The following is a 21,512-nucleotide window of genomic DNA, read 5'->3' on the forward strand; positions in this document are numbered from 1 at the left end:
TCCTGGATGCGGGCGCCGCCGGCGTCATAGAGGCCGATGATCGGCGCCCGCGCCTTCATCGCCATGTCCTGGAGTTTGGTGATCTTCAGCGCATGCGTCTCCGACAGCGAGCCGCCGAACACGGTGAAATCCTTGGCAAAGACGAAGGTCTTGCGGCCGTTGACGGTGCCCCATCCGGTGACGACGCCGTCGCCGGGAACCTTGGTCTTCTCCATGCCGAATTCGGTCGAGCGGTGCTCGACGAACATGTCGAATTCCTCGAACGATCCCTTGTCCAGCAGCAGCTCGATGCGCTCCCGCGCCGTCAGCTTGCCGCGGGCATGCTGCGCCTCGATGCGCTTGACGCCGCCGCCCAACTTGGCGCCGGCGCGCCGCTCTTCGAGGGTGTCGAGGATATCTTTCATTTGCTTCCGCCCGCATTAGCTAGTGATTGGGTGCTGGAACCCGCGCGGGGTTCTAACACGGCATTTTCTGAACCGGAAACCACCTTCTTGCCCCGAATCCCGGGCACCGGCGGTATCTGATCAGCGCAAATTGGGGGAGAAAGACCATGGATAACACGGCAGCTGAGGCCGGCTCGGTCACGGGCGGCGTCCGCCTATTGCTCAGGCTGGAAGGCCTGACGCTGTTTGTGGGCATGACGGTGCTGTACGGGGTCTGGGGCGGCTCGTGGTGGGTCTACGCGATCCTGTTCCTGGCACCCGATTTGAGCTTCGCCGGCTATGCATTCGGCCCCAAGGAGGGCGCGGTCATCTACAATGCCGCCCACAGCTACATGGCGCCCGTGGCCCTGATGACCGTTGGCTTTGCGACCGCCGAGCCGCTGGTGCTCTCGATCGCAATGATCTGGCTCGCCCATATCGGCATCGACCGCGCGCTCGGCTACGGACTGAAATATCAGGCGGGATTCGGCTTCACTCACATGGGACGGATCGGAAGGGCGAAGTCGCCTTAGACTTGATCATCCGACGGCCGGGACAATCCCGGCCGTTCACCGCCCTCGTTCGCCGCAGCTCCATCACTCCCCTGCCTTGAACGGCTCCTCCTTGCCGGGCGGCACGGTCTCCTCCGCCATGGCAAGCATCATCGCGACCATGACATAGTTGCCGGCGACCGCGGTCAAATCCACGATCTGCTGATCGTTGAACACCTTCTTCGTCCGCGCATAGGTTTCGTCGGATACCTTCTTGGTGGTGGTGAGCTCAGTGACGAAATCATAGACCGCGGCCTCATCCTCGGCCATGTGCGACGGTCGCTTGTTGGCTTTCAGCTCGACAATGATATCGGGTGACAGGCCGGCCTTGGCCGCGAGCGGTGCATGCGCAAACCATTCGACCTGCGAGCGCCATTGCCGACCAATGATCAGGATTGCAAATTCATTGAGCTTGGTCGGGACCGAGGTCTGCCAGCGCAAATAATAGAACAGGTCGAACAGCCGCTGCCCAAGCACGGGGCTGCGGATCATCGGGTTGTAGGGGCCGCCGATGCCGACGCTCGAGACCTTCATGATCTGCTCGCCGAGCGGTCGCTGCTTTTCGTCGAGCTGGTCCATGGTGAGCTGCGGAAAGCGCGGCTCCTTGCTGGTCGCCGGTGCGGCAAACATCGTGGCCGCGAACCAGCCGCCGGCGGCGGCAAGTGTGAGCGACGAGAGCCAGACTGAAGCAGAATGCATGGTTTCCTCCGTACGATTTTTTCATTGTACGGAGATGTTAGTCTGGCGTTGATTTGCGCACCAGCCGGTGCGGGCGCGCATCAGCCCATCAATACGCTACGATGTCGGCGAGGCATTGCTGCGTCACGGTCATGCGGGCGGCGATGTGGCTCTCGTTCTTGCAGTCCATGTTCATCGCGAACACGGTGACGGAGGACCCCTTCTCGACCCAGCCGACCAGCCAGCCGAGCGAAGGCTTGCCTACCTCGGCGCCGACGAGGCCGCTCTTGGCGCGGATGGTGGCATCTCCCACCTTCGTCACGGGCAGGATGTCGCGCGTCAATTCCTGGGCGCGCTTGGAGACCGGCAACGTGCCGCGCCGCAGCCGGTCCACGAAATCGATCTGCTGCACCGGATCGATGCGGAGGTTTCCCGTCAGCCAGAACTGGTCGATGCCGCCGCCGATGTCTTGGTTGCCGTATTCGAGCAGATCGACATATTTCTTCATCCGCTCCTCGCCGATGCGCCGCGCGATCTCCTGATAGACCGGCACCGCGGAAACGGCGATCGCCGAGCGCAGCGTATGGTCCTTGTTCCAGGCCTCGATGCTGCGCGTCACGCCATCCCATTTGAACACGTCCTTGTCGGGATCCTCGACCACGCCGGTGTCCAGCGCGATGATCGAGTTCGGGATCTTGAAGGTCGAGGCCGGCAATTTGCCCTCGCTCGACCTCCGCTTGTCGCTGGCGATGATCAGGTAGTCGTCGACCTTGTAGGCGACGAAGGTCCCCTCGGTGCCGAGCTCGAAGAATCGCCGCGCCAGGCTGTCGCGAAACTCGTTGCGCTGGTAGGACACGTTGGCGAGGCTGCGCGTCGGCAGAACGGACGCGGCGGTGAGAAGACCGAGCGCTTGGCGGCGATTGATCACGGCTGAACCTGATGGCTTGAGGAGCAGGCCATGATGGATGCCATCGTGATGAAACGATGGCAAGAACCTTACCGGCCGCGGCCCGAGAGGCGCAGCACGAACACCAGCACTTCAGCTACCGCCTTGTAGAGCTCGACGGGGATCTCGTCGCCGAGCTCGACATTGGAAAGTGCGCCCGCCAGGACCTCGTTCTCCTCGATCGGGATGTCGTGGGCTTTCGCAAGCTCGATGATCTTGGCGCCAATCGCGCCCCTGCCCTTGGCAACCACCGTCGGCGCACCGCCGTGGTCGTAATGCAGGGCGACCGCGAGCTGGCTCTTGGTCTCGACGGTCATAGCGCGCGGTCCAGGAAATGGCCGGCGCGAGCCGGTGCTGCCTGCGGCGGCGCGCCGTCCTGGATCACGATGTCGCCGGGCAGAAGCTCGGCCCGGCTCAGCGCCTGGCTCAACTGCGGGGCGCCGGCGCGAAGCTGCGCGGCGGTCGCCGGGCGTTCCGCCCACATCCGCACCGAAGTCTTGTCGCCGATGAGCGAGATCAGCGCGTGGATCGGGCCCGCCGGTTCGACATCGAGCGAGAAACGCGCCCGCCAGATGCGCGTGGCGGCCTCGGCCTCAACACCGCCGCCGCCGTCGCGGGAAATCTCGAACTGGGCCATCGCGGTGCCCTGTGGCGTCGCGAACGGGATTTCGAACTGCCAGCGCGGCGAGGAGGTATCGATCTGTGGGTTCGCGGGATCGATGCGGTCCGGCAGGGACGCCACCTGCAGCAGCGTCTGCCGCGCCAACGCGGCATCAGTGTCGCCAAGCAGATGATGAGCGACGGCGGCGAGCGGCATATCCGGCGCCACGGATGGCGAGGCGACGGGCTGGGCGGTCGGCAGCGCGCCGCGGAACGGCGGTGGCGGCGTGTTGGTGTGAACGGTGACATCGGTCGCGATGTCAGTGAGACGCGCGGAATTGCCGAGTTCCTGCAGCAGATTCAGCGTCGCACCGGCGGAGGAGCCCGCATTCGATGGGCCTCGGCCGAGGCTGCCCGGCATCACCAGGTCGTCAGCGACCGGAAGGCGCGCCTGCGGCAGCAGGATTTCCTCGACCTCGATATCGGATGGCACGAGATTTTGGGTGAGTACGGGATGAGCCGCGGCCTGTCCCTGGGCGGTGGCGGCCGATGGCGCCGGATTCGCCGTGCCGAGCGATGACTGCAGGGTCTGCCGCAGCACGATCAGCGCGGCCTTCAGATCGGGGGCGCCCGCGGCCGGCGATGCGGTGCCAGCAGCCAGCGACGCCTCGCGGAACAGGCCGGAGCGCTCGAACGCCGTCTTGATATCGCCACCGTCAAGGTTCTGGTGGAGACGGGTCTGCTGCGTCAGCACTTGCGCAATCGCCTGCTGCAGCCTCGGCGGAAGGTTGCCAGCGGCGGTCAGCGCGCCGAGATTGGCAAACAGCGGCGCCAGGCTCTGCTGCACCGTCGCTGCATTTTGCGTAGCGTTGGCGACGGCCGCGCGCTCCACCGGTGTGAGTACGTTTTTGGGCTGAGCCGTCGTGGTCGAGGGATTGGCGGCGGCGAGCTGCGCGTCGGGCGATAGCGTCACCGCGTCGTCGGCGACGGCATCGCCCTGCCCGAGCATCGCAAGACGGATCCCGTCTTTGGTCTGGGACACTGCGAGCTGCAGCGCCTGACCTTCCTTCAAGGGAACTTCCGAGAGCACGTCGATCGACAGGCTCGAGATCGCGATCCGCACCAGGTCGGCGGAGAGCACTTTCAGCACCTGCGCATTGATCACGCTTCCCGGCTGCAGAACGAGATCGGGCGCGACGCTGCCCACCTCCTTGGCGGAAAGCACCGGCAGCACGGGATTGATGGTCAGCGCCATGTCGGAGGTCTCGGCTGGAAGGCTAGAGCCTACCTCCGCGCCGTAAACCTCCCGTTAACTTAGCAGGTGGAGGCTGCGGTAAAGGAACTCAGTTCAGCGTCTTCAGGATGCTGGCGGCCGCATTGAAATCGACCAGCCGTGCGGCGCGGCGCGCGGCGACCTCCTCGTCCACGCCCCATTGCTCGACGTTCCAGTCCTCGTCGACATGCGCAGCGGTCCAGATCTGGGCGGCGTCGCGAAAACCGTGGGTCAACGCCAGCGCAAGCAATGCCGATCCGGTGAGCGTCGTCACCACATGCAACGCCGCCACCGACCATGGATCGCTCGGAAACGCCTCGCGCGCGGCTTTGATCGCGCTTTCCGGCTGGGCGACGTGCACGATCCCCTCCGCGAGGATGAAATGCGCGCCGAGCGTATCCGCGGCCCAGAACAGGATCGGGTCCCAATGCTCGGCCTCGCGGGCGACCAGCGCCTCGGGGTGGCCGGCGCGATAGAACAGCAGATCCGAAGCGAGATATTTTGCGACGTCGGCCGCGACCACGTCGACGCGATCGACCACGCCTTCGATGACGCTGTTGGCAAACCGCGTCAGCGGCATGGTCAGCGGATCGATCATCTCTCCTTGCGCGTTCCACTCGGCAGCGACGGCGTCCGCGATTGCGCGCGCGGGCACCGTCACCTTCTTTCCCGATGGCGTACGGATCGGCCGGCCGTCGAGCGTCACGGCAAAGCCGCCCTCGTCTTCTGCGACATCGGCGCCTTTATAGAAGCGCTTGCGCTGCGGCGCGCGCACGTTGCGGCGTGCTGCCTCCTGCGGATCCAGCGGGGATTGTCCCGCCTCTTCATCGAACATTTCGCGCATGCAAGCTTCCGTTGGGCTTCGTCTGCTAGCAGGATAAGGCAGGCGCCGCGGCAAATAAAGCTGGCCAGATCAGCAGTCAGTCACGGGCGGCGCAACTGCGCGAATAGGCGGCGCGATCGGCAGGATCCAGGCCAGCAGCCGCGCCCTCGTCGAGGCAGCCTCTGACACGGTCGCTGAATGATCTGCGGGTCGACGCGCGGGGACTTGGCAGTGGCTGCAACTGAGCTTCTGGTTCGCCGCGCATCATCGGCGTCGTCGGCGCCACAATCTTTGGGGGCGGCGGCGAGGGAGGCGGCGGAAGCAGGTTCGGGTTACTGCCAGGCGCAATGAACTGTGCTGACGCAGGGGGCGCTGCGAGCAGCAAGGCAAGCACGAGCAAGAGCGCAGAATGCTTCATACAGGATATGTTGGAACGCCCCGGCGAAACTGCAAATAAATTATTCTTCAGGCGCGTTCTCGATCGGGTCGAACCGGCTGGTGTCAAGCCCCAGCAGGTTCCAGGATTGCTGCATGTGCGGCGGCAGCGGCGCGCTAACGTCGATGACGCCGCCGCGCGGATGCGGAATCACGATGCGGCGCGCAAGCAGATGCAGCCTGTTCTGCAACCCGCCCGGAAGTTCCCAATTCTCACGATTGAAATATTTGGGATCGCCCACGATGGCGTGACCAATATGCGCCATATGCGCGCGCAACTGGTGGGTGCGTCCCGTGACCGGCTTCAGCGATACCCACCCCAACTTCTGCGCCGCGGTTTCGACCACCGCGTAATAGGTCACGGCGTGGCTCGCGCCCTCGTCGCCATGGGCGGCGATCCGCATGATCGTGTCGTCCTCGCCCTCCTCTTTCGCAAGGTAGGTCGAGATGCGGCCCTGCTTCGGCTTCGGCACGCCGGCCACCAGCGCCCAATAGATCTTACGCGCCGAGCGCGAACGAAACGCGCCGGTCAGATGCGTCGCGGCAAAGCGCGTTTTCGCAACCAGGAGACAGCCCGAGGTCTCCTTGTCGATCCGGTGCACCAGGCGCGGCTTCTGGCCCTTGGCGTCGCGCATCACTTCCAGCATCTGGTCGACATGGCGCGTGGTGCCGGAGCCGCCCTGCACGGCAAGCCCGGCGGGCTTGTTCAGCACCAGCACGTCGGCATCCTCGAACAGCGTCATCTCCTTCAGCGCGGCGAGCGTCTTCGTCGCGGCCTCGGAGAGCTGACCAACCACCTTCGGGGCATCGAGCTTCAACGGCGGAATGCGTACGCTCTGTCCCTCCTCCAACCGATCCTTGCTGTCGGCGCGCTTGCCGTTGACGCGCAGCTCGCCCTTTCGAACGATGCGCTGGATATGGGAGAACGACAGCCCGGGAAACCGCGCCTCGAGAAACCGGTCGACGCGCATGTTGTTCTCGTCGGCGGTCACGGTGACCGTTTGGACCTTTGTCGGCAACGGCAGCTCGGCGGCAGCTTTCGCGGGCTCTGCTGCAACGGGCGGGGCCGATTTCTCCCGCCGCGGCTGGGCAAAGCGCGGCGGCTTTGCGCCCGCGCGGTGCATCGGCGGCCGATCGCCCTCGTGACGATTGCGAAAGGGCCGCGCGCCCTTCGGGCGATCACCACGATCGCCCGATTTTGACAATGGTCTCTTGACGCGGCGGCTCATGCTGTTTCGGCTCCAGAGGTCGAGTGTTGCGTAGCGCAAATGCGGCTGGCCGTCACGGCGAAATCGCCGCAAATCCCGCGCAAAACCTTCAAAAGTGACGTCGGTTTGACGAGACGCGTGCAACGAGCCGCCTATACTCGTTGACAGTGTCGGGAACGCCATGCATATTTTCTGCGGGTGGATACGACCCGCTGCTTGCGCCCGAACAGGGTATGGTGAACGTATCGAGCCGCTTCCGGCTTCCTTTGCCCCGGCGAACGAGTCAGCAACGCAAGCACCTGACGATTTCTCGTTCGCTTACAGCAGAGGACGATCCATGCGCGATTTCCGCGATGCCAAGGCCATGGCGCAGACGCTGCGCGATGCGCTCAAGACCAAATCGATTTCCGTCAGCCACAGCGAGAGCCTTGAACTGGTCGCCAAGACCCTGGGCTTTCACGACTGGAACGTGCTGTCGGCGGCCATCCAGTCAAGCCAGCCGGTTGCCGCGCACAGCAAGAGCCCCCCTGCCCCATCGCTCAACGGTGGCACCGTGATCCCCGTCGCGCCGATGCGGGACATCGTATTCTTCCCGCAGTTGATTTCCCCGATGTTCGTCGGACGCGAGAAGACGCGGCGCGCGGTCGAGAGCGCGGCCGCCAATGACGGGCGTATCGTCGTGATTACCCAGCGGCGCGCCGAAGACGACGATCCGGATTTCGAGGCGCTTTATTCGGTCGGCGTCGTTGCCGATATCATGAACCGTGTCGAATTGCCGAATGGAAACCAGAAGGTAAGGGTTTCCTGCGGCAAGCGCGTCGCCGTCCTCAGACCCGCAGCGGCCGATTTCCTCGCGGCCGAGGTCGTGCCGCTCGAAGAGGTGCGCACACTCGATACAGAGGCTTTCGCGTTGACGAGTGAAATCTTCGAGGCGTATCGGAGCTCCACCAACACGGTGCCGCCGCAATCGCTCTATCGCTATGCCGGCGAGCCAGGCGTGCTTGCCGACGTCGTCGTCCAGCTCCTGGAGGTCGGCGTCGAAAAGATGCAACAGGCTCTGGAAATCCGGGATGTGGTCGCAAGGCTCGAAACCATCCTCGGCTGGATGCGCGCCGGCGCGCCCGCCAAGACGAGCTAGCGATTTGAGAGTCGGGGCGGTCTATGTGCCGCCCCGCTCCTTCCTGAGCCTTGCCCAATAGTCCAGCCGCTTGCGGATTTCGCGCTCGAAGCCGCGGTCGGGCGGATCGTAAAAGGTCTGGCGGCCCAAGGCTTCCGGAAAGTAGTCCTGGCCGGAGAAGGCGTCGGGCGCATCGTGGTCGTACTGGTAGCCGGCGCCGTAGCCTTCCGACTTCATCAATTTGGTCGGGGAGTTCAGGATGTGCTTGGGCGGAAGCAGTGAGCCCCCCTCCTTCGCGACCTGCTTCGCCGCACCGAATGCGGTGTAGACGGCATTCGATTTCGGCGCGGTGGCGACATAGACCACGGCCTGCGCGATCGCGAGTTCGCCCTCGGGCGAGCCGAGAAAATCATAGGCGTCCTTGGCGGCATTGGCGATCACCAGCGCCTGCGGATCGGCAAGGCCGATGTCCTCCACCGCCATGCGTACCACACGCCGCGCCAGGAACAGCGGATCCTCGCCGGCATCGAGCATGCGCGCGAAGTAATACAACGCCGCGTCCGGATCAGAGCCGCGCACTGATTTATGCAGCGCCGAGATCAGGTTGTAATGGCCGTCGGCGGATTTGTCGTAGATCGGCGCGCGGCGCTGCAGGATGTCCTGCAACTGGGCGGGCGTGAAAACCTCGTCCTTCCGCGCAGAGCGCCAGACCTCTTCGGCCAGCGTCAGCGCGGCGCGGCCGTCGCCGTCGGCCATCCGCACCAGCACGGCGCGCGCCTCCGCATCCAGCGGCAGCTTCCTGCCTTCGACCTCTTCGGCATGGGCGTAGAGCTTTTCGATCGCTTCGGTATCGAGCGAATGGAACACCAGCACGCGTGCCCGCGACAGGAGCGCGGCGTTGAGCTCGAAGGACGGATTCTCGGTGGTGGCGCCGACCAAGACCACCGTGCCGTCTTCCATCACGGGCAGGAAGGAATCCTGCTGCGCGCGGTTGAAGCGGTGGACCTCGTCGACGAACAGCAGCGTGCCCTTGCCGGTCTCGCGCCGCGCGCGCGCCGCGTCGAACGCCTTCTTCAGATCGGCAACCCCGGAAAACACCGCTGAAATCTGCTCGAAATGCAGTTCGGTCGCGTCGGCCAGAAGCCGCGCCACCGTGGTCTTGCCAGTGCCCGGCGGGCCCCAGAAAATCAGCGAGCCCAGCGTGCGCGTCTCCAGCATGCGCGTCAGCGCGCCATCGGGGCCGAGGATGTGATCCTGGCCGACGACGTCGGAAAGGTGGTGCGGACGGAGCCGATCGGGGAGCGGACGCGGCGCATCCTGCTCCATCCCTGCCGCGGCAAAGAGATTGGTGCTGGGTTCGCGCTGACGCTTCGCGTTCATCCGCCGAGCGTCACGTTGATCTGCTGGCCGCCGCGCACCAGGGTGATGCGCCAGATCCGCGACGTCGCTTTCGAGGCCTTCTCGAGATCGCCGGTGCGCGCGATCTTCTGGTTGTTGACGGCAAGGATGATGTCTCCCTTCTGGAAGCCGACATTGGCGGCCGTGCCGTCATCGGCGAGATCGGTAACCACCACGCCTTCGACCCCGGCATCGAGATGCAGTTCGTCCGCAAGCGCCGGCGAGATGTTTGCCACCTTGGCGCCCTGGAACGGCGAGCGCGCGGTCAGCACGATCTCGTCGCGCCCCGTATCGGGTGCGGTCTCCAGCGGCACGGTGAGCTTGATGGTCTTGCCGCCGCGCTGCACATCGATCTGGGCGGTGCCGCCGAGCGGACGGGTTGCAAAACGGTAGTCGAAGGCGTTGGGATCATCGATGGTCTGGCCATCGATCGCAACGATCAGGTCTGACGGCTTCAGCCCCGCATGCGCCGCCGGGCTGTTGGGCGCGACGTTCGCGACCAGTGCGCCGTTTGGTAGTTTCAATCCTAGCGTCTCGGCGATGTCAGGCGTCACCGCCTGCAGCCGCGCGCCAAGCCATGGCCGCTTCACCGCCTTGCCGCCGCTCTTGGCGGACGCCACCACAACACGCACCATGTTCGCGGGAATCGCAAAGCCGATGCCCTGCGAACCGCCGGAGCGCGAGAAGATCGCGGTGTTGATGCCGGCGAGCCGCCCGGTCATGTCGACCAGCGCGCCGCCGGAATTGCCGGGATTGATGGCCGCATCGGTCTGGATGAAGAACTGGTAGTCGGTGATGCCGACTTGCGTGCGCGCGAGCGCCGAGATGATGCCATGCGTCACGGTCTGGCCGACGCCGAAGGGATTGCCGATCGCAAGCACGACGTCGCCGACCAGAAGTTCGTCGGAATTGGCGAAATCAAGCGTCGCGAATTTCTCTTTCGAGTCCTTCACGCGCAGCACCGCGAGGTCGGTGCGGCTGTCCTTGAGCACGATCTCGGCCTCGAACTCGCGCTTGTCGGCGAGCGAGATCTTCACCTGATCGGCGCCCTCGATGACGTGGTTGTTGGTGACGACGAGGCCGGAGGGATCGACCATCACGCCGGAGCCAAGCGAGCGCTGCATCTGCTCGGGCTGGCCGGGCACGCCGAAGAAGCGGCGGAAGATCGGGTCATCCAGGAACGGATTGCGGGTCTGCACCGTCTTGGCGGCGTAGACGTTGACGACCGCCGGCTGCACGCGCTGCACGATCGGCGCGTAGGACATTTTCAGTTCGGCCGGCGAAGACGGCACGCGGCGGTCCTGCGCCAGCGCCGGCGTCGCGGCGACAGCAGACATCAACAACAGGGCGGCTAGGCGAATGAGCATCATGCAAGAATCCCGGGAATTGGTCGTCTTGATATAAGCGTGAGCCAGTGGCGAGAGAAGCGATTGCTGCGTTCAGGCGGCGGTCTGCGCCGCTTCGATGGGATCGGGCGCGGGAGCACAGGACAGCTGCGCCCGGTGAGTCTCGCCCCATTGCTTGAGGATCTCGATCACCGGCCGCAGGCTCTCGCCGATGTCGGACACGGTGTATTCGACCCGCGGCGGCACCTCGGCATAAACCTTGCGGATGATGAGCTTGTCCTCTTCAAGCGCACGGAGTTGCTTGGTCAGCATGCGCTGGGTGATGCCGGGCATCCGCCGCCGCAACTCGCCAAACCGCTGGGTCCCGGACAACAGATGGAACAGGATGACCCCCTTCCATTTGCCATCGATCAGGTCGAGCGTCGCCTCGACCGCGCAGCCCGGCCGATGGGCAAAATTCCGCCGTTTCATGGGCTTTCTTCCAATAGTATCCAAACAGGGACTAGTTCCCTGAATTTACCGTACTTGCCAACTGAGCGCCAGCGCGAGAGTTAGATCGGAGCCAGACAAGGGAGAAGGCAATGAAGGCCGTCGGATACAAGAAATCCCTGCCGATCGAGGACGCAGAATCGCTGTTCGATTTCGATGCCGCCAAACCGGAGCCCAAAGGGCGCGACATCCGGGTCGCGGTGAAGGCGATATCCGCCAATCCCGTCGACTACAAGGTGCGCAAGCGCGCCGCGCCGCCCGAGGGCGAGGTCAAGATTCTGGGCTTCGACGCGGCCGGCGTAGTCGACGCTGTCGGCCCCGACGTCAGCCTGTTCAAGCGAGGGGACGAGGTCTTCTATGCGGGCTCGATCCTGCGTCAGGGCACCAATTCGGAATTCCATCTGGTCGATGAGCGGATCGTCGGCGCTAAACCGAAGACGCTGTCGTTCGCGCAGGCCGCCGCCCTGCCCCTGACCTCGATCACGGCCTGGGAACTGCTATTTGACCGGCTGGGCGCCGTGCCCGGCAAGAGCCTCGATCCGCGTACGCTGCTGATCGTCGGCGGCGCCGGCGGCGTCGGCTCGATCCTGATCCAGCTTGCGCGGCGGCTGACCGGCCTGACGGTGGTCGCGACCGCGACGCGGCCGGAGTCGCAGAAATGGTGCCTGGAGCTCGGCGCGCATGCGGTGGTCGATCATGGCAAACCGATGAAGGAGCAGATCGAGAAATTGAAGCTGCCGCCGGTCGGCCTCGTCGCCAGCCTCACCTATACCGACCAGCACTACAAGGCGATCGCCGACTTCATGGCGCCGCAGGGCAAGTACGGCCTGATCGACGACCCGCCGGAATTCAATGTCAGTGCGTTCAAGGGCAAGGCGATCTCGGTGCACTGGGAATCGATGTTCACGCGCTCCTCGTTCCAGACGCCGGACATGATCGCACAGCATCATCTGCTGAACGATGTTGCCGACCTCATCGACAAGGGCGTATTGCGCACCACGCTCGCCGAGACGTTCGGCACCATCAACGCGGCCAATCTGAAGCGCGCGCATGCGCTGCTCGAAAGCGGCAAGTCGCGCGGCAAGATCGTGCTGGAGGGGTGGTAGGCGCACGCGTGTAGAGTGGGCAACGCGCAGCGTGCCCACCATCCCAAGCACGGCGTTACACGGTGGGCACGCTGCGCTTTGCCCACTCTACCACTCGCAGATAACGGAGCGCGAGCCCCCTCAGATGGTGTTGATGATACCGCCTTCGACGCGAAGCGCGGCGCCGTTGGTGGCGGAGGCCTCTTTCGACGAAACATAGACCACCATGTTGGCGATCTCGTCGACGCTGGCGAAGCGCTGCAGGAGCGAGGTCGGGCGGTGCTGCTTGACGAAGTTCGCAATCGCCTCGTCCTCCGGCTCTCCATTCTGCTTGGCGAGATCCTTGACGAAGGTGTCCACGCCTTCCGATAAGGTCGGCCCGGGCATCACCGAATTGACGGTCACCGCCGTGCCGCGGGTCAGCTCAGCGAGCCCGCGCGAGATCGAAAGCTGCGCGGTCTTGGTCATGCCGTACTGGATCATCTCCTTCGGAATGCTGAGCGCGGATTCGGAGGCGATGAAGACGATGCGGCCCCAGTTGCGCTTCAGCATGCCCTGCATATAGCCACGGGACAGGCGCACGCCTGACATCACGTTGACCTCGAAGAAGCGGGTCCAGTCCTCGTCTGGAATCTCGAAGAAGTTCTTCGGTTCGAAGATGCCGGCATTGTTGATGAGGATATCGACATCAGGCTGTGCCGATAGCAACGCTTCGCATCCCGCGGCCGTGGAAACGTCGGCGGCGATGCCGCGCACCTTGGCGCCTGCGACCGCCTTCTGAATCGCAGCGACGGCGGCATCGATCTTGGGCTGGTTGCGGCCGTTGACGATCACCTCCGCGCCGGTTGCCGCCAGGCCGCGGGCAATGGCCAGTCCAATGCCGGCAGTCGAGCCCGTGACGAGCGCGGTCTTTCCCGAAAGATCGATCTTCATGCTGTATCTCCGTAAATTCGATCACCGAGATATCGGGAGCCCGAGATACGGACGCAATTGCCTGATGCAGCATGGCTGACGTCGGGCCAACGTATCCGTGCAAAAATGAAAAGCGTCGCCGAGCGGAATCGTAGAATCGTAGGATGGGTAGAGCGCAGCGAAACCCATCGCGACCAAACAAGCCGAGCGAATGATGGGTTTCGCTGCGCTCTACCCATCTTACGGACCGAAATGAAAAAGCGGCGCTCGGTGGCGCCGCTTTCTGAAAACCAGGCCGGAGAAGGCTTACGCCGCCTCGGCTTCCTTTTCCTGCACCGGGCCGGAATCCTTGCCCTTGGCGTCGACATCGCGGTCGACGAACTCGATCACGGCCATCGCGGCGTTATCGCCGTAGCGGAAGCCGGCCTTGATGATGCGGGTGTAGCCGCCTTGACGATCCTTGTAGCGGGGCGCCAGCGTGTCGAACAGCTTCTTGACCATGTCGACGTCGCGCAGCTCCGAAATCGCCTGGCGGCGCAGCGCCAGCCCGCCCTTCTTGCCGAGCGTGACCAGCTTCTCGACGATCGGGCGCAGCTCCTTCGCCTTCGGCAGCGTGGTGACGATCTGCTCGTGCTTGATCAGGGCCGCAGCCATGTTGGCGAACATCGCCCGCCGATGCTCGGCCGTGCGATTGAGCTTCCGATGAACCCTTCCGTGACGCATGATCTATTCCTTGACTCTCTCTGCCACGACGGTTCGTCGGACATGTTTCCAGGTGGGCTTCCTGTGTTCGCCCCAGTCATTCCGGACGTCGCGAAGCGGCGATCCGGAATCTCGAGGTTCCGGTTCGATGCTCCCGCATCGCCCCGGAACGACGAAAACTCAGTAATGATCCCGGATCAGTAATGATCCTCGAAGCGCTTGGCGAGCTCGTCGATGTTCTCGGGCGGCCAGCCCGGCACTTCCATGCCGAGATGCAGCCCCATCTGGGCCAGCACTTCCTTGATCTCGTTCAGCGACTTGCGGCCGAAGTTCGGGGTGCGGAGCATTTCCGCTTCCGACTTCTGCACGAGGTCGCCGATATAGACGATGTTGTCGTTCTTCAGGCAGTTGGCCGAACGCACCGACAGTTCGAGCTCGTCGACCTTCTTGAGGAACGCCGGGTTGAAGGCGAGATCGGGGATGATCTCCTGGGCGACTTCCTTGCGCGGTTCCTCGAAATTGACGAACACGTTGAGCTGATCCTGCAGGATGCGCGCGGCATAGGCCACGGCATCATCCGGCGTGATCGCGCCGTTGGTCTCGATCGTCATCGTCAGCTTGTCGTAGTCGAGGATTTGGCCCTCGCGGGTGTTCTCGACCTTGTAGGAGACCTTGCGGACCGGCGAGAACAGGCTGTCGACCGGAATCAGGCCGATCGGCGCGTCCTCGGGACGGTTGCGCTCGGCGGGCACATAACCCTTGCCGGTCGAGACCGTGAACTCCATACGAATCTCGGCGCCATCATCCAGCGTGCAGAGCACGAGATCCGGATTGAGCACCACGACGTCGCCGACGGTCTGGATGTCGCCGGCGGTCACAACGCCCGGACCCTGCTTCTTCACGACCATCCGCTTGGGGCCTTCGCCCTGCATCTTGATCGAGATGTCCTTGATGTTGAGGACGATGTCGGTGACGTCTTCACGGACGCCCGCGATCGAGGAGAACTCGTGCAGCACGCCATCGATGTGCACTGACTGCACGGCAGCGCCCTGCAGCGAGGACAACAGGATGCGGCGCAGCGCGTTGCCGAGCGTCTGGCCGAAGCCGCGCTCAAGCGGCTCGGCGACAATGGTCGCAAACCGCGCGGCATCGGAGCCGGCCGTCACCTGCAGCTTGTTTGGTCGGATAAGTTCCTGCCAATTCTTCTGGATCGTCACTGTGTCACCCATTGGTGAGTCGATTTGGGCCAGTCGACATCAACTTACTGGCGTCGCGGATTAGTCCGCGCGGTCAATTCCAAAAACAATCGCGAGACGGCAAAGCCGCCCCGCGACCAACAATCAGACGCGCCGGCGCTTGCGCGGACGGCAACCATTGTGCGGGATCGTCGTCACGTCGCGGATCGAGGTGACGGTGAAGCCCGCGGCCTGCAGCGCGCGGAGCGCCGACTCGCGGCCCGAACCGGGACCGGCGACTTCGACTTCCAGCGTGCGCATGCCGTGTTCCTGCGCCTTCTTGGAAACGTCCTCCGCCGCGACCTGTGCGGCATACGGAGTCGACTTGCGCGACCCTTTAAAACCCATCGTGCCCGCGGAAGACCAGGCAATGGTGTTGCCCTGCGCGTCGGTGATGGTGATCGTGGTGTTGTTGAACGACGAATTCACATGCGCGATGCCGGAGGCGATGTTCTTGCGTTCGCGGCGGCGTACGCGGGTGGCTTCCTTGCCCATTCCAAACCTTTCCTATGATCTCAACGCCGCCGTAATGCCAGCGGCTACACCTCAAAACGCGAATGGCGCATGGCGAATGATTCTCTTCGCCAACGCCAATCGCTATTCGCAAACTTACTTCTTCTTGCCGGCGATCGCCTTGGCCGGCCCCTTGCGCGTACGCGCATTGGTGTGGGTGCGCTGGCCGCGCACCGGCAGGCCACGGCGATGGCGCAGGCCGCGATAGCAGCCGAGGTCCATCAGCCGCTTGATGTTGATGCCGGTCTCGCGGCGAAGGTCGCCTTCCACAACATAGTCGCGGTCGATCACTTCGCGGATCTGCAGCACTTCCTGGTCAGTGAGCTGGCTGACGCGACGGTCCAGCGGGATCTTGACCTTCTCCACGATGTCGGCCGCGTTCTTCTGGCCGATGCCATGGATGTACTGAAGCGCGATCAGCACGCGCTTGTTGGTTGGGATATTCACGCCGGCAATACGGGCCACGGCCTTCTCTCCTGTCGCCGATCCCCTGGGATCGGTGCTTCCTAGATCTCTGCTATCTCGGGCAGGTGTCCACAAACGCGAACACGACGCCCTCCCCTCGTTCCTTCGGGGCCCGGCATCGTCATAAAACTATCCGACTTGGATGCGAGGCTTATTAAAGGATTCATGTCGGTTTCGTCAACCGCTCCTAGCGCTTAGCTCGCTTTTTCGTGAGCTTTTTTGCGGGCCGTTTGGCGGCCTGCCTTACCGTCTTCTTGGCCTTGCCGACGCCCCTCGCCTTGGCGGCCTTTGAGACCGTTTTGCGGGCCTTCCGGGCCGAGGTGGCGGCCTTTTTGGTTCCCTTGCCGGCCCCCTCCTTGGCCTTGCCAGTCCCCTTGGCCTTGGCGGCCGCCTTCTTGGCAGGCGCCTTGGTTCCCTTCCGGGCGCTTCCAGACCCAGAACGCTTCGCTGGAGCGGCACGCCGTCCAGCCTTGGGTTCCGTGGCGCCGAGCGCTTCCAGGATCCGGTTGATCTCGCTCGTAACGTGCTCGATGGTCATCATGCCATCTACGGTAAGCAGCTTGCGGCGCTCGGAATAATAGTGAATCAGGGGTTCGGTCTGGGCGCGGTAGCTCGCCAGCCGCTTGGTCAGCACTTCCGGCGTATCGTCGGCGCGGACTTCCTCGCCACGCGCCCGCGTCTCGGCGGCGCGCTTCTCTACCCGCTCGAGTAGCGCGCTCTCATTGACGCGAAGCTCGACCACAGCATCGAGCTTGAGGCGCTTCTTCTTCAAAAGGTCATCCAGCGCCTCGGCCTGCGGAACCGTGCGCGGAAAACCGTCGAGGATGAAGCCGTTTTTGGCATCGGGCTGATCGATCCGATCGGAGATGATGCCGACCACGATCTCGTCGGGCACCAGCCCGCCCGCGGCCATGATGTCCTTGGCCTGCAACCCGATCGGCGTGCCGGCGGCAACCGCGGCGCGCAACATCTCGCCGGTCGAGAGCTGGACAATACCGTGCTTCTGAACCAGCCGCTCGGCCTGGGTCCCCTTGCCCGAGCCCGGCGGCCCCAAAAGGATCAATCTCATGAGTTTTCGCCCCCCGGCTTGGTGAGCGCGATCCGCACACCCTTGGTTTTGACTTTTGCGCCGCCCGCGTCCCGCTCTATCAGCGGCGACGGCCCCTGAGCTTGGACTTTCTGATCAGCCCTTCATACTGATGGGCGAGCAGATAGCCCTGAACCTGTGCCACCGTATCCATGGTCACGCTGACCACGATCAGAAGCGAGGTACCGCCAAAGTAGAACGGCACGGAGGCGTAGGAAATCAGAATCTCCGGGATGAGACATACGATCGCAAGATAGATCGCGCCAACCACAGTGATGCGCGACAGCACATAGTCGATATATTCTGCGGTGCGCTCGCCGGGCCGGATGCCGGGGATGAAGCCGCCGTGCTTCTTCAGATTGTCCGCGGTCTCGGTCGGGTTGAACACGATCGCCGTGTAGAAGAAGGCGAAGAACACGATCAGCGCCAGATAGAGGATCAGGAACAGCGGCCGGCCATGGCTGAGCTGGGTGGTGATCCACTGCATCCATTCCGGGCCCGAGCCGGCGTTGAAGTTCGCTACCGTGGTCGGAAGCAACAGCAGCGAGGACGCGAAGATCGGCGGGATCACGCCCGACGTATTAAGCTTGAGCGGCAGATGCGAGGACTGGCCCTCGAACATCTTGTTGCCGACCTGACGCTTCGGATACTGGATCAGGAGGCGGCGCTGCGCGCGCTCCATGAACACGATGAAGGCGATCACGGCGACCGCCATCACGATCACGACCAGGATCAGCCCGGTCGACATTGCGCCCTGGCGGCCGAGTTCGAGCATGTTGGCGAGCGCCGACGGCAGTTCCGCGACGATGCCGGACAGGATGATCAGCGAAATGCCGTTGCCGATGCCGCGCGAGGTGATCTGCTCGCCGAGCCACATCAGGAACATGGTGCCGCCGGTCAGCGTGATCGCGGTCGAGAGGCGGAAGAACATGCCGGGGTCGGTAACGACGTTGCCGGCGCCCTCGAGCCCCACCGCGATGCCATAGGACTGGAACGCGGCCAGGATCACGGTGAGATAGCGCGTGTACTGGTTCAGGATCTTGCGGCCGGCCTCGCCTTCCTTCTTCAGGGCCTCGAGCTGCGGCGAGACGGTGGTCAGGAGCTGGATGATGATCGATGCCGATATGTACGGCATGATGTTCAGCGCGAAGATCGCCATGCGGTGGATGCCGCCGCCGGCGAACATGTTGAACATGCCGAGGATGCCGCCGGCCTGGGAACGGAACACCTGCTCCCACACGTTGGGGTCGATGCCGGGTAGCGGGATGTAGGTGCCGAGCCGATAAACAAGCAGCGCACCCAGCGTGAACCAGATGCGCTTCTTCAGCTCTTCGGCCTTGCCGAGCGCTGCGAAATTGAGGTTGGACGCGAGTTGTTCCGCTGCTGAGACCATGTTTCGGCTTTCTCCCGGAGCCCCCGCCGACGTCCCCGTGGGATCATCGGCGGACACCGGACATTATTTGGTGCTCGGCTTCGATAAGTCCAACGTTCTCTGCCGTCCCTGCCTGCGCGAGCCAGGCAATGACGCAGATGTTACGCCGCCTCGCCGTCTTCCTTCTTGGCGGGCGCTAGGATCTTCACCGTACCGCCGGCCTTCTCCACCGCCGCAATCGCGGACTTGGAAGCGCCATGCACCTCGATGTTGAGCTTGGCCGTGAGTTCGCCGCGGCCGAGCAGCCGCACGCCGTCCTTGGCGCGGCGCAGCACGCCCGACTTCACCAGCGCTTCCGCGTTCACGATCGCTCCGGCGTCGAGCTGCTTGGCGTCGACCGCCTGCTGCAGGCGGTCGAGATTAACTTCCGCAAAATCGAGCCTGAAGATGTTGTTGAACCCGCGCTTCGGCAGGCGGCGATGCAGCGGCATCTGGCCGCCTTCAAAGCCCTTGATGCGCACACCGGTACGCGCGGTCTGGCCCTTGCCGCCACGGCCGCCGGTCTTGCCCTTGCCCGAACCGATACCGCGGCCGATGCGCATGCGCTTCTTGCGCGAACCGGGATTGTCGGCGATCTCGCTGAGCTTCATCGCCCTTCTCCTTGTCTGTCTTAACCCTCGCCGACGACGCGGACGAGGTGTTGAACCTTGCTGATCATGCCGCGAACCTCAGGGGTGTCCTGATGCTCGGCAACCCGGCCGATCTTGTTGAGCTTGAGGCCGATCAGCGTCGAACGCTGCGAATGATGGCGGCGAATCGGGCTGCCGATCTGCTCGACCTTGATCGTCTTTGCGGCCTGGGCCATCTCTTAAAACTCCAGATAGCGCGCTGGTTTAGCGCGAGTTATTCAGCCACCACTTCGGCATCGCCACCGACGCGGCGGGCCTGCAGCGTGGACACCTTGATGTTGCGGCGCGCAGCGACCGAGCGCGGCGAATCCTGGTTCTTCAGCGCGTCGAAGGTGGCGCGGACCATGTTGTACGGATTCGACGAACCGATCGACTTCGCGACCACGTCCTGGATACCGAGCGTCTCGAACACCGCACGCATCGGGCCGCCGGCGATGATGCCGGTACCGGCCGGCGCGGCACGCAGGTAGACGCGGCCGGCGCCGTGACGGCCGGCGATGTCGTGATGCAGCGTGCGGCCTTCGCGCAGCGCCACGCGGGTCAGATTGCGCTTGGCGGATTCGGTCGCCTTGCGGATCGCTTCCGGCACTTCGCGCGCCTTGCCGTGGCCGAAACCGACCCGGCCCTTCTGGTCGCCGATCACGACCAACGCCGCAAAGCCGAAGCGCTTGCCGCCCTTCACGACCTTTGCCACGCGATTGATGTGCACGAGCTTGTCGACGAACTCGCTGTCGCGCTCCTCGCGCTCCCTGCTCCGTTCGCGTCCGCCGCGTTCGCGTTCTGCCATGGTGTTTTCCAATCTCTAGAAAGGCTTATGCCTCAGTCCTAATATCCGCTCGAAACCTGCTCAGAAGCTCAGTCCGCCTTCGCGGGCTGCATCGGCAAGCGCCTTGACGCGCCCGTGATAGAGATAGGCGCCACGGTCGAACACGACTTCCTTGACGCCCTTCTGCGTGGCACGCTCGGCAAGCAGCTTGCCGACGGCCTTGGCTGCGTCGATATTCGCACCCGTGTTGCCGCCATCGCGCATCGCCTTCTCCAGCGAAGAGGCCGACGCCAGCGTCTCGCCCTTCTGATCGTCGATCACCTGGGCGTAGATGTGCTTGGACGAGCGGAACACCGACAGGCGCGGACGCCCGCCCCCGGAACGGCGCAGCGCCAAGCGCACGCGTTGCTTGCGCCGGGCATTGGTAACCTTCAGTGACATGACCGGCTCCGTTACTTCTTCTTGCCTTCCTTGCGGAAGATGAATTCGTTGGCGTATTTCACGCCCTTGCCCTTGTAGGGCTCCGGCGGACGATAGGCGCGGATCTCGGCCGCGACCTGCCCCACGCGCTGCGGATCGATGCCCGAGACCGTGATTTCGGTCGGCTTCGGCACCGCGATCGAGATGCCCTCCGGGATCGGGTAGACGACGTCGTGGCTGTAACCGAGCGCGAGCTGCAGGTTCTTGCCCTGCATCGCGGCGCGGTAGCCGACGCCGGTGATCTCGAGCTTCTTCTCAAAGCCCTTGGTGACGCCTTCGACCAGGTTGGCGACCTGGGCACGCGCGGTGCCGTACATCGCCTGCGCGCGATTGGTCTTCACACGCGGAGCGACCCTGACCTGGCCGTTCTCGAACTTCACCTCGACGTCGTCATGCACGACGAACTGAAGCTGGCCCTTCGGCCCCTTCACCTTCACCGTCTGCCCGTCGACAGTCGCCGTCACACCCGACGGGATCGCCACAGGCCTCTTGCCAATACGTGACATGGCTCAATCCTTCCTCAGAACACCGTGAAGAGAACTTCGCCGCCCACATTCGCGTCGCGCGCTTCGTGGTCAGCCATGATTCCCTTCGGCGTCGACAAAACGGAGATGCCGAGACCGTTGTTCACGCGCGGCAGGTTCTTCACCGACGTGTAGACCCGGCGGCCCGGCTTCGACACGCGCTCGATCTCGCGGATGACCGGCTCGCCGTCGAAATACTTCAATTCGATCTCGAGCTCGCTGCGGCCGGACGAATGCTCGACGCTGGCGTAGCCGCGGATATAGCCTTCCGCCTTCAGCACCTCGAGCACGTTCTGGCGCATCTTCGAGCCCGGGGTCGTGACCTTGGACTTCGAGCGCATCTGCGCGTTGCGGATGCGGGTGATGAGATCTGAGATCGGATCGTGCGTTGACATC

The 21,512-nt window shown here is 63.9% G+C and carries 26 protein-coding genes; 3 read left to right on the plus strand and 23 right to left on the minus strand.

All coding sequences use genetic code 11. From position 1 onward, the window contains the following. Positions 1-404: carboxyl transferase domain-containing protein (locus tag ACZXDY_RS28020; protein WP_464347736.1), on the minus strand; the 404-nt coding region annotated here is incomplete at its 3' end. Between the two features lie 146 nt (positions 405-550). Here ACZXDY_RS28020 and ACZXDY_RS28025 point away from each other — a divergent pair. Continuing rightward, positions 551-955, plus strand: coding sequence for a DUF4260 domain-containing protein (locus ACZXDY_RS28025; RefSeq protein ID WP_028168128.1), 405 nt, complete (start codon positions 551-553; stop codon positions 953-955). 63 nt (positions 956-1,018) lie between these two features. Here ACZXDY_RS28025 and ACZXDY_RS28030 read toward each other — a convergent pair whose 3' ends face one another. From ACZXDY_RS28030 to ACZXDY_RS28055, 6 genes are all read right to left on the minus strand, one after another. After that, positions 1,019-1,672 (minus strand): carboxymuconolactone decarboxylase family protein, encoded by a 654-nt coding sequence (locus ACZXDY_RS28030; RefSeq protein WP_464347737.1) that lies wholly within the window; start codon positions 1,670-1,672, stop codon positions 1,019-1,021. Between the two features lie 88 nt (positions 1,673-1,760). After that, positions 1,761-2,579: a class D beta-lactamase gene (gene blaOXA, locus ACZXDY_RS28035; RefSeq protein WP_464347756.1), complete on the minus strand. Its 819-nt coding sequence runs from the start codon at positions 2,577-2,579 to the stop codon at positions 1,761-1,763. 68 nt (positions 2,580-2,647) lie between these two features. Further along, positions 2,648-2,914, minus strand: coding sequence for an EscU/YscU/HrcU family type III secretion system export apparatus switch protein (locus ACZXDY_RS28040; protein WP_130225551.1), 267 nt, complete (start codon positions 2,912-2,914; stop codon positions 2,648-2,650). Further along, positions 2,911-4,452: a flagellar hook-length control protein FliK gene (locus tag ACZXDY_RS28045; RefSeq protein ID WP_464347738.1), complete on the minus strand. Its 1,542-nt coding sequence runs from the start codon at positions 4,450-4,452 to the stop codon at positions 2,911-2,913. The genes ACZXDY_RS28040 and ACZXDY_RS28045 overlap by 4 nt, the downstream gene beginning before the upstream one ends. Before the next feature lie 88 nt (positions 4,453-4,540). Continuing rightward, complete coding sequence (locus ACZXDY_RS28050; protein ID WP_464347739.1) at positions 4,541-5,314, minus strand: ATP12 family chaperone protein; 774 nt, start codon at positions 5,312-5,314, stop codon at positions 4,541-4,543. Positions 5,315-5,751: 437 nt separating this feature from the next. Then, the gene (locus ACZXDY_RS28055) at positions 5,752-6,957 is read right to left on the minus strand and encodes an RluA family pseudouridine synthase (protein WP_464347740.1); all 1,206 of its coding nucleotides are present in this window, start codon (positions 6,955-6,957) and stop codon (positions 5,752-5,754) included. Positions 6,958-7,273: 316 nt separating this feature from the next. Between ACZXDY_RS28055 and ACZXDY_RS28060 the strand changes: the two genes are divergently transcribed. Then, positions 7,274-8,074 (plus strand): LON peptidase substrate-binding domain-containing protein, encoded by an 801-nt coding sequence (locus ACZXDY_RS28060; protein ID WP_028168136.1) that lies wholly within the window; start codon positions 7,274-7,276, stop codon positions 8,072-8,074. Positions 8,075-8,095: 21 nt separating this feature from the next. Here the strand turns inward: ACZXDY_RS28060 and ACZXDY_RS28065 are convergent, their stop codons facing one another. The 3 genes from ACZXDY_RS28065 to ACZXDY_RS28075 form a co-directional block, all read right to left on the minus strand. Then, complete coding sequence (locus tag ACZXDY_RS28065) at positions 8,096-9,433, minus strand: replication-associated recombination protein A (protein ID WP_464347741.1); 1,338 nt, start codon at positions 9,431-9,433, stop codon at positions 8,096-8,098. Beyond that, positions 9,430-10,821, minus strand: coding sequence for a DegQ family serine endoprotease (locus ACZXDY_RS28070; RefSeq protein WP_464347742.1), 1,392 nt, complete (start codon positions 10,819-10,821; stop codon positions 9,430-9,432). Before ACZXDY_RS28070 ends, ACZXDY_RS28065 begins: the two co-directional genes overlap by 4 nt. A gap of 69 nt (positions 10,822-10,890) precedes the next feature. Beyond that, positions 10,891-11,268 carry a winged helix-turn-helix transcriptional regulator gene (locus ACZXDY_RS28075; protein WP_130225555.1) on the minus strand — a complete coding sequence of 126 codons (378 nt, stop codon included), beginning with the start codon at positions 11,266-11,268 and terminating at the stop codon, positions 10,891-10,893. 110 nt (positions 11,269-11,378) lie between these two features. Here ACZXDY_RS28075 and ACZXDY_RS28080 point away from each other — a divergent pair, with 110 nt between their 5' ends. After that, complete coding sequence (locus tag ACZXDY_RS28080; protein ID WP_455997154.1) at positions 11,379-12,392, plus strand: zinc-binding alcohol dehydrogenase family protein; 1,014 nt, start codon at positions 11,379-11,381, stop codon at positions 12,390-12,392. A gap of 120 nt (positions 12,393-12,512) precedes the next feature. Here ACZXDY_RS28080 and ACZXDY_RS28085 read toward each other — a convergent pair whose 3' ends face one another. From ACZXDY_RS28085 to rpsH, 13 genes are all read right to left on the minus strand, one after another. Further along, complete coding sequence (locus ACZXDY_RS28085) at positions 12,513-13,304, minus strand: SDR family NAD(P)-dependent oxidoreductase (RefSeq protein ID WP_028168140.1); 792 nt, start codon at positions 13,302-13,304, stop codon at positions 12,513-12,515. 285 nt (positions 13,305-13,589) lie between these two features. Continuing rightward, on the minus strand, positions 13,590-14,006 hold the full coding sequence (gene rplQ, locus ACZXDY_RS28090) for a 50S ribosomal protein L17 (RefSeq protein ID WP_028168141.1): 417 nt from the start codon (positions 14,004-14,006) through the stop codon (positions 13,590-13,592). Between the two features lie 176 nt (positions 14,007-14,182). Next, positions 14,183-15,214: a DNA-directed RNA polymerase subunit alpha gene (locus tag ACZXDY_RS28095; RefSeq protein ID WP_035692244.1), complete on the minus strand. Its 1,032-nt coding sequence runs from the start codon at positions 15,212-15,214 to the stop codon at positions 14,183-14,185. 111 nt (positions 15,215-15,325) lie between these two features. Further along, positions 15,326-15,715 carry a 30S ribosomal protein S11 gene (gene rpsK, locus ACZXDY_RS28100; protein ID WP_006021048.1) on the minus strand — a complete coding sequence of 130 codons (390 nt, stop codon included), beginning with the start codon at positions 15,713-15,715 and terminating at the stop codon, positions 15,326-15,328. Positions 15,716-15,829: 114 nt separating this feature from the next. Further along, on the minus strand, positions 15,830-16,198 hold the full coding sequence (rpsM, locus tag ACZXDY_RS28105; protein WP_028168143.1) for a 30S ribosomal protein S13: 369 nt from the start codon (positions 16,196-16,198) through the stop codon (positions 15,830-15,832). A 187-nt stretch (positions 16,199-16,385) separates the two neighbouring features. Next, positions 16,386-17,267 (minus strand): adenylate kinase, encoded by an 882-nt coding sequence (locus tag ACZXDY_RS28110; protein ID WP_464347743.1) that lies wholly within the window; start codon positions 17,265-17,267, stop codon positions 16,386-16,388. A gap of 79 nt (positions 17,268-17,346) precedes the next feature. Continuing rightward, positions 17,347-18,678 (minus strand): preprotein translocase subunit SecY, encoded by a 1,332-nt coding sequence (gene secY / locus ACZXDY_RS28115; protein WP_028168145.1) that lies wholly within the window; start codon positions 18,676-18,678, stop codon positions 17,347-17,349. Between the two features lie 140 nt (positions 18,679-18,818). Beyond that, the gene (rplO, locus tag ACZXDY_RS28120) at positions 18,819-19,307 is read right to left on the minus strand and encodes a 50S ribosomal protein L15 (RefSeq protein ID WP_464347744.1); all 489 of its coding nucleotides are present in this window, start codon (positions 19,305-19,307) and stop codon (positions 18,819-18,821) included. Positions 19,308-19,327: 20 nt separating this feature from the next. Next, positions 19,328-19,522, minus strand: coding sequence for a 50S ribosomal protein L30 (gene rpmD, locus ACZXDY_RS28125; RefSeq protein WP_028168147.1), 195 nt, complete (start codon positions 19,520-19,522; stop codon positions 19,328-19,330). A gap of 38 nt (positions 19,523-19,560) precedes the next feature. Next, the gene (gene rpsE, locus ACZXDY_RS28130; RefSeq protein ID WP_027583269.1) at positions 19,561-20,133 is read right to left on the minus strand and encodes a 30S ribosomal protein S5; all 573 of its coding nucleotides are present in this window, start codon (positions 20,131-20,133) and stop codon (positions 19,561-19,563) included. A gap of 60 nt (positions 20,134-20,193) precedes the next feature. Beyond that, complete coding sequence (gene rplR, locus ACZXDY_RS28135; RefSeq protein ID WP_028168149.1) at positions 20,194-20,553, minus strand: 50S ribosomal protein L18; 360 nt, start codon at positions 20,551-20,553, stop codon at positions 20,194-20,196. An 11-nt stretch (positions 20,554-20,564) separates the two neighbouring features. Beyond that, on the minus strand, positions 20,565-21,098 hold the full coding sequence (gene rplF, locus ACZXDY_RS28140; protein WP_028168150.1) for a 50S ribosomal protein L6: 534 nt from the start codon (positions 21,096-21,098) through the stop codon (positions 20,565-20,567). 14 nt (positions 21,099-21,112) lie between these two features. Next, on the minus strand, positions 21,113-21,511 hold the full coding sequence (gene rpsH / locus ACZXDY_RS28145) for a 30S ribosomal protein S8 (protein WP_028168151.1): 399 nt from the start codon (positions 21,509-21,511) through the stop codon (positions 21,113-21,115). Position 21,512: the final 1 nt, after the last annotated feature.

This window comes from Bradyrhizobium sp. LeoB3, assembly GCF_055456055.1.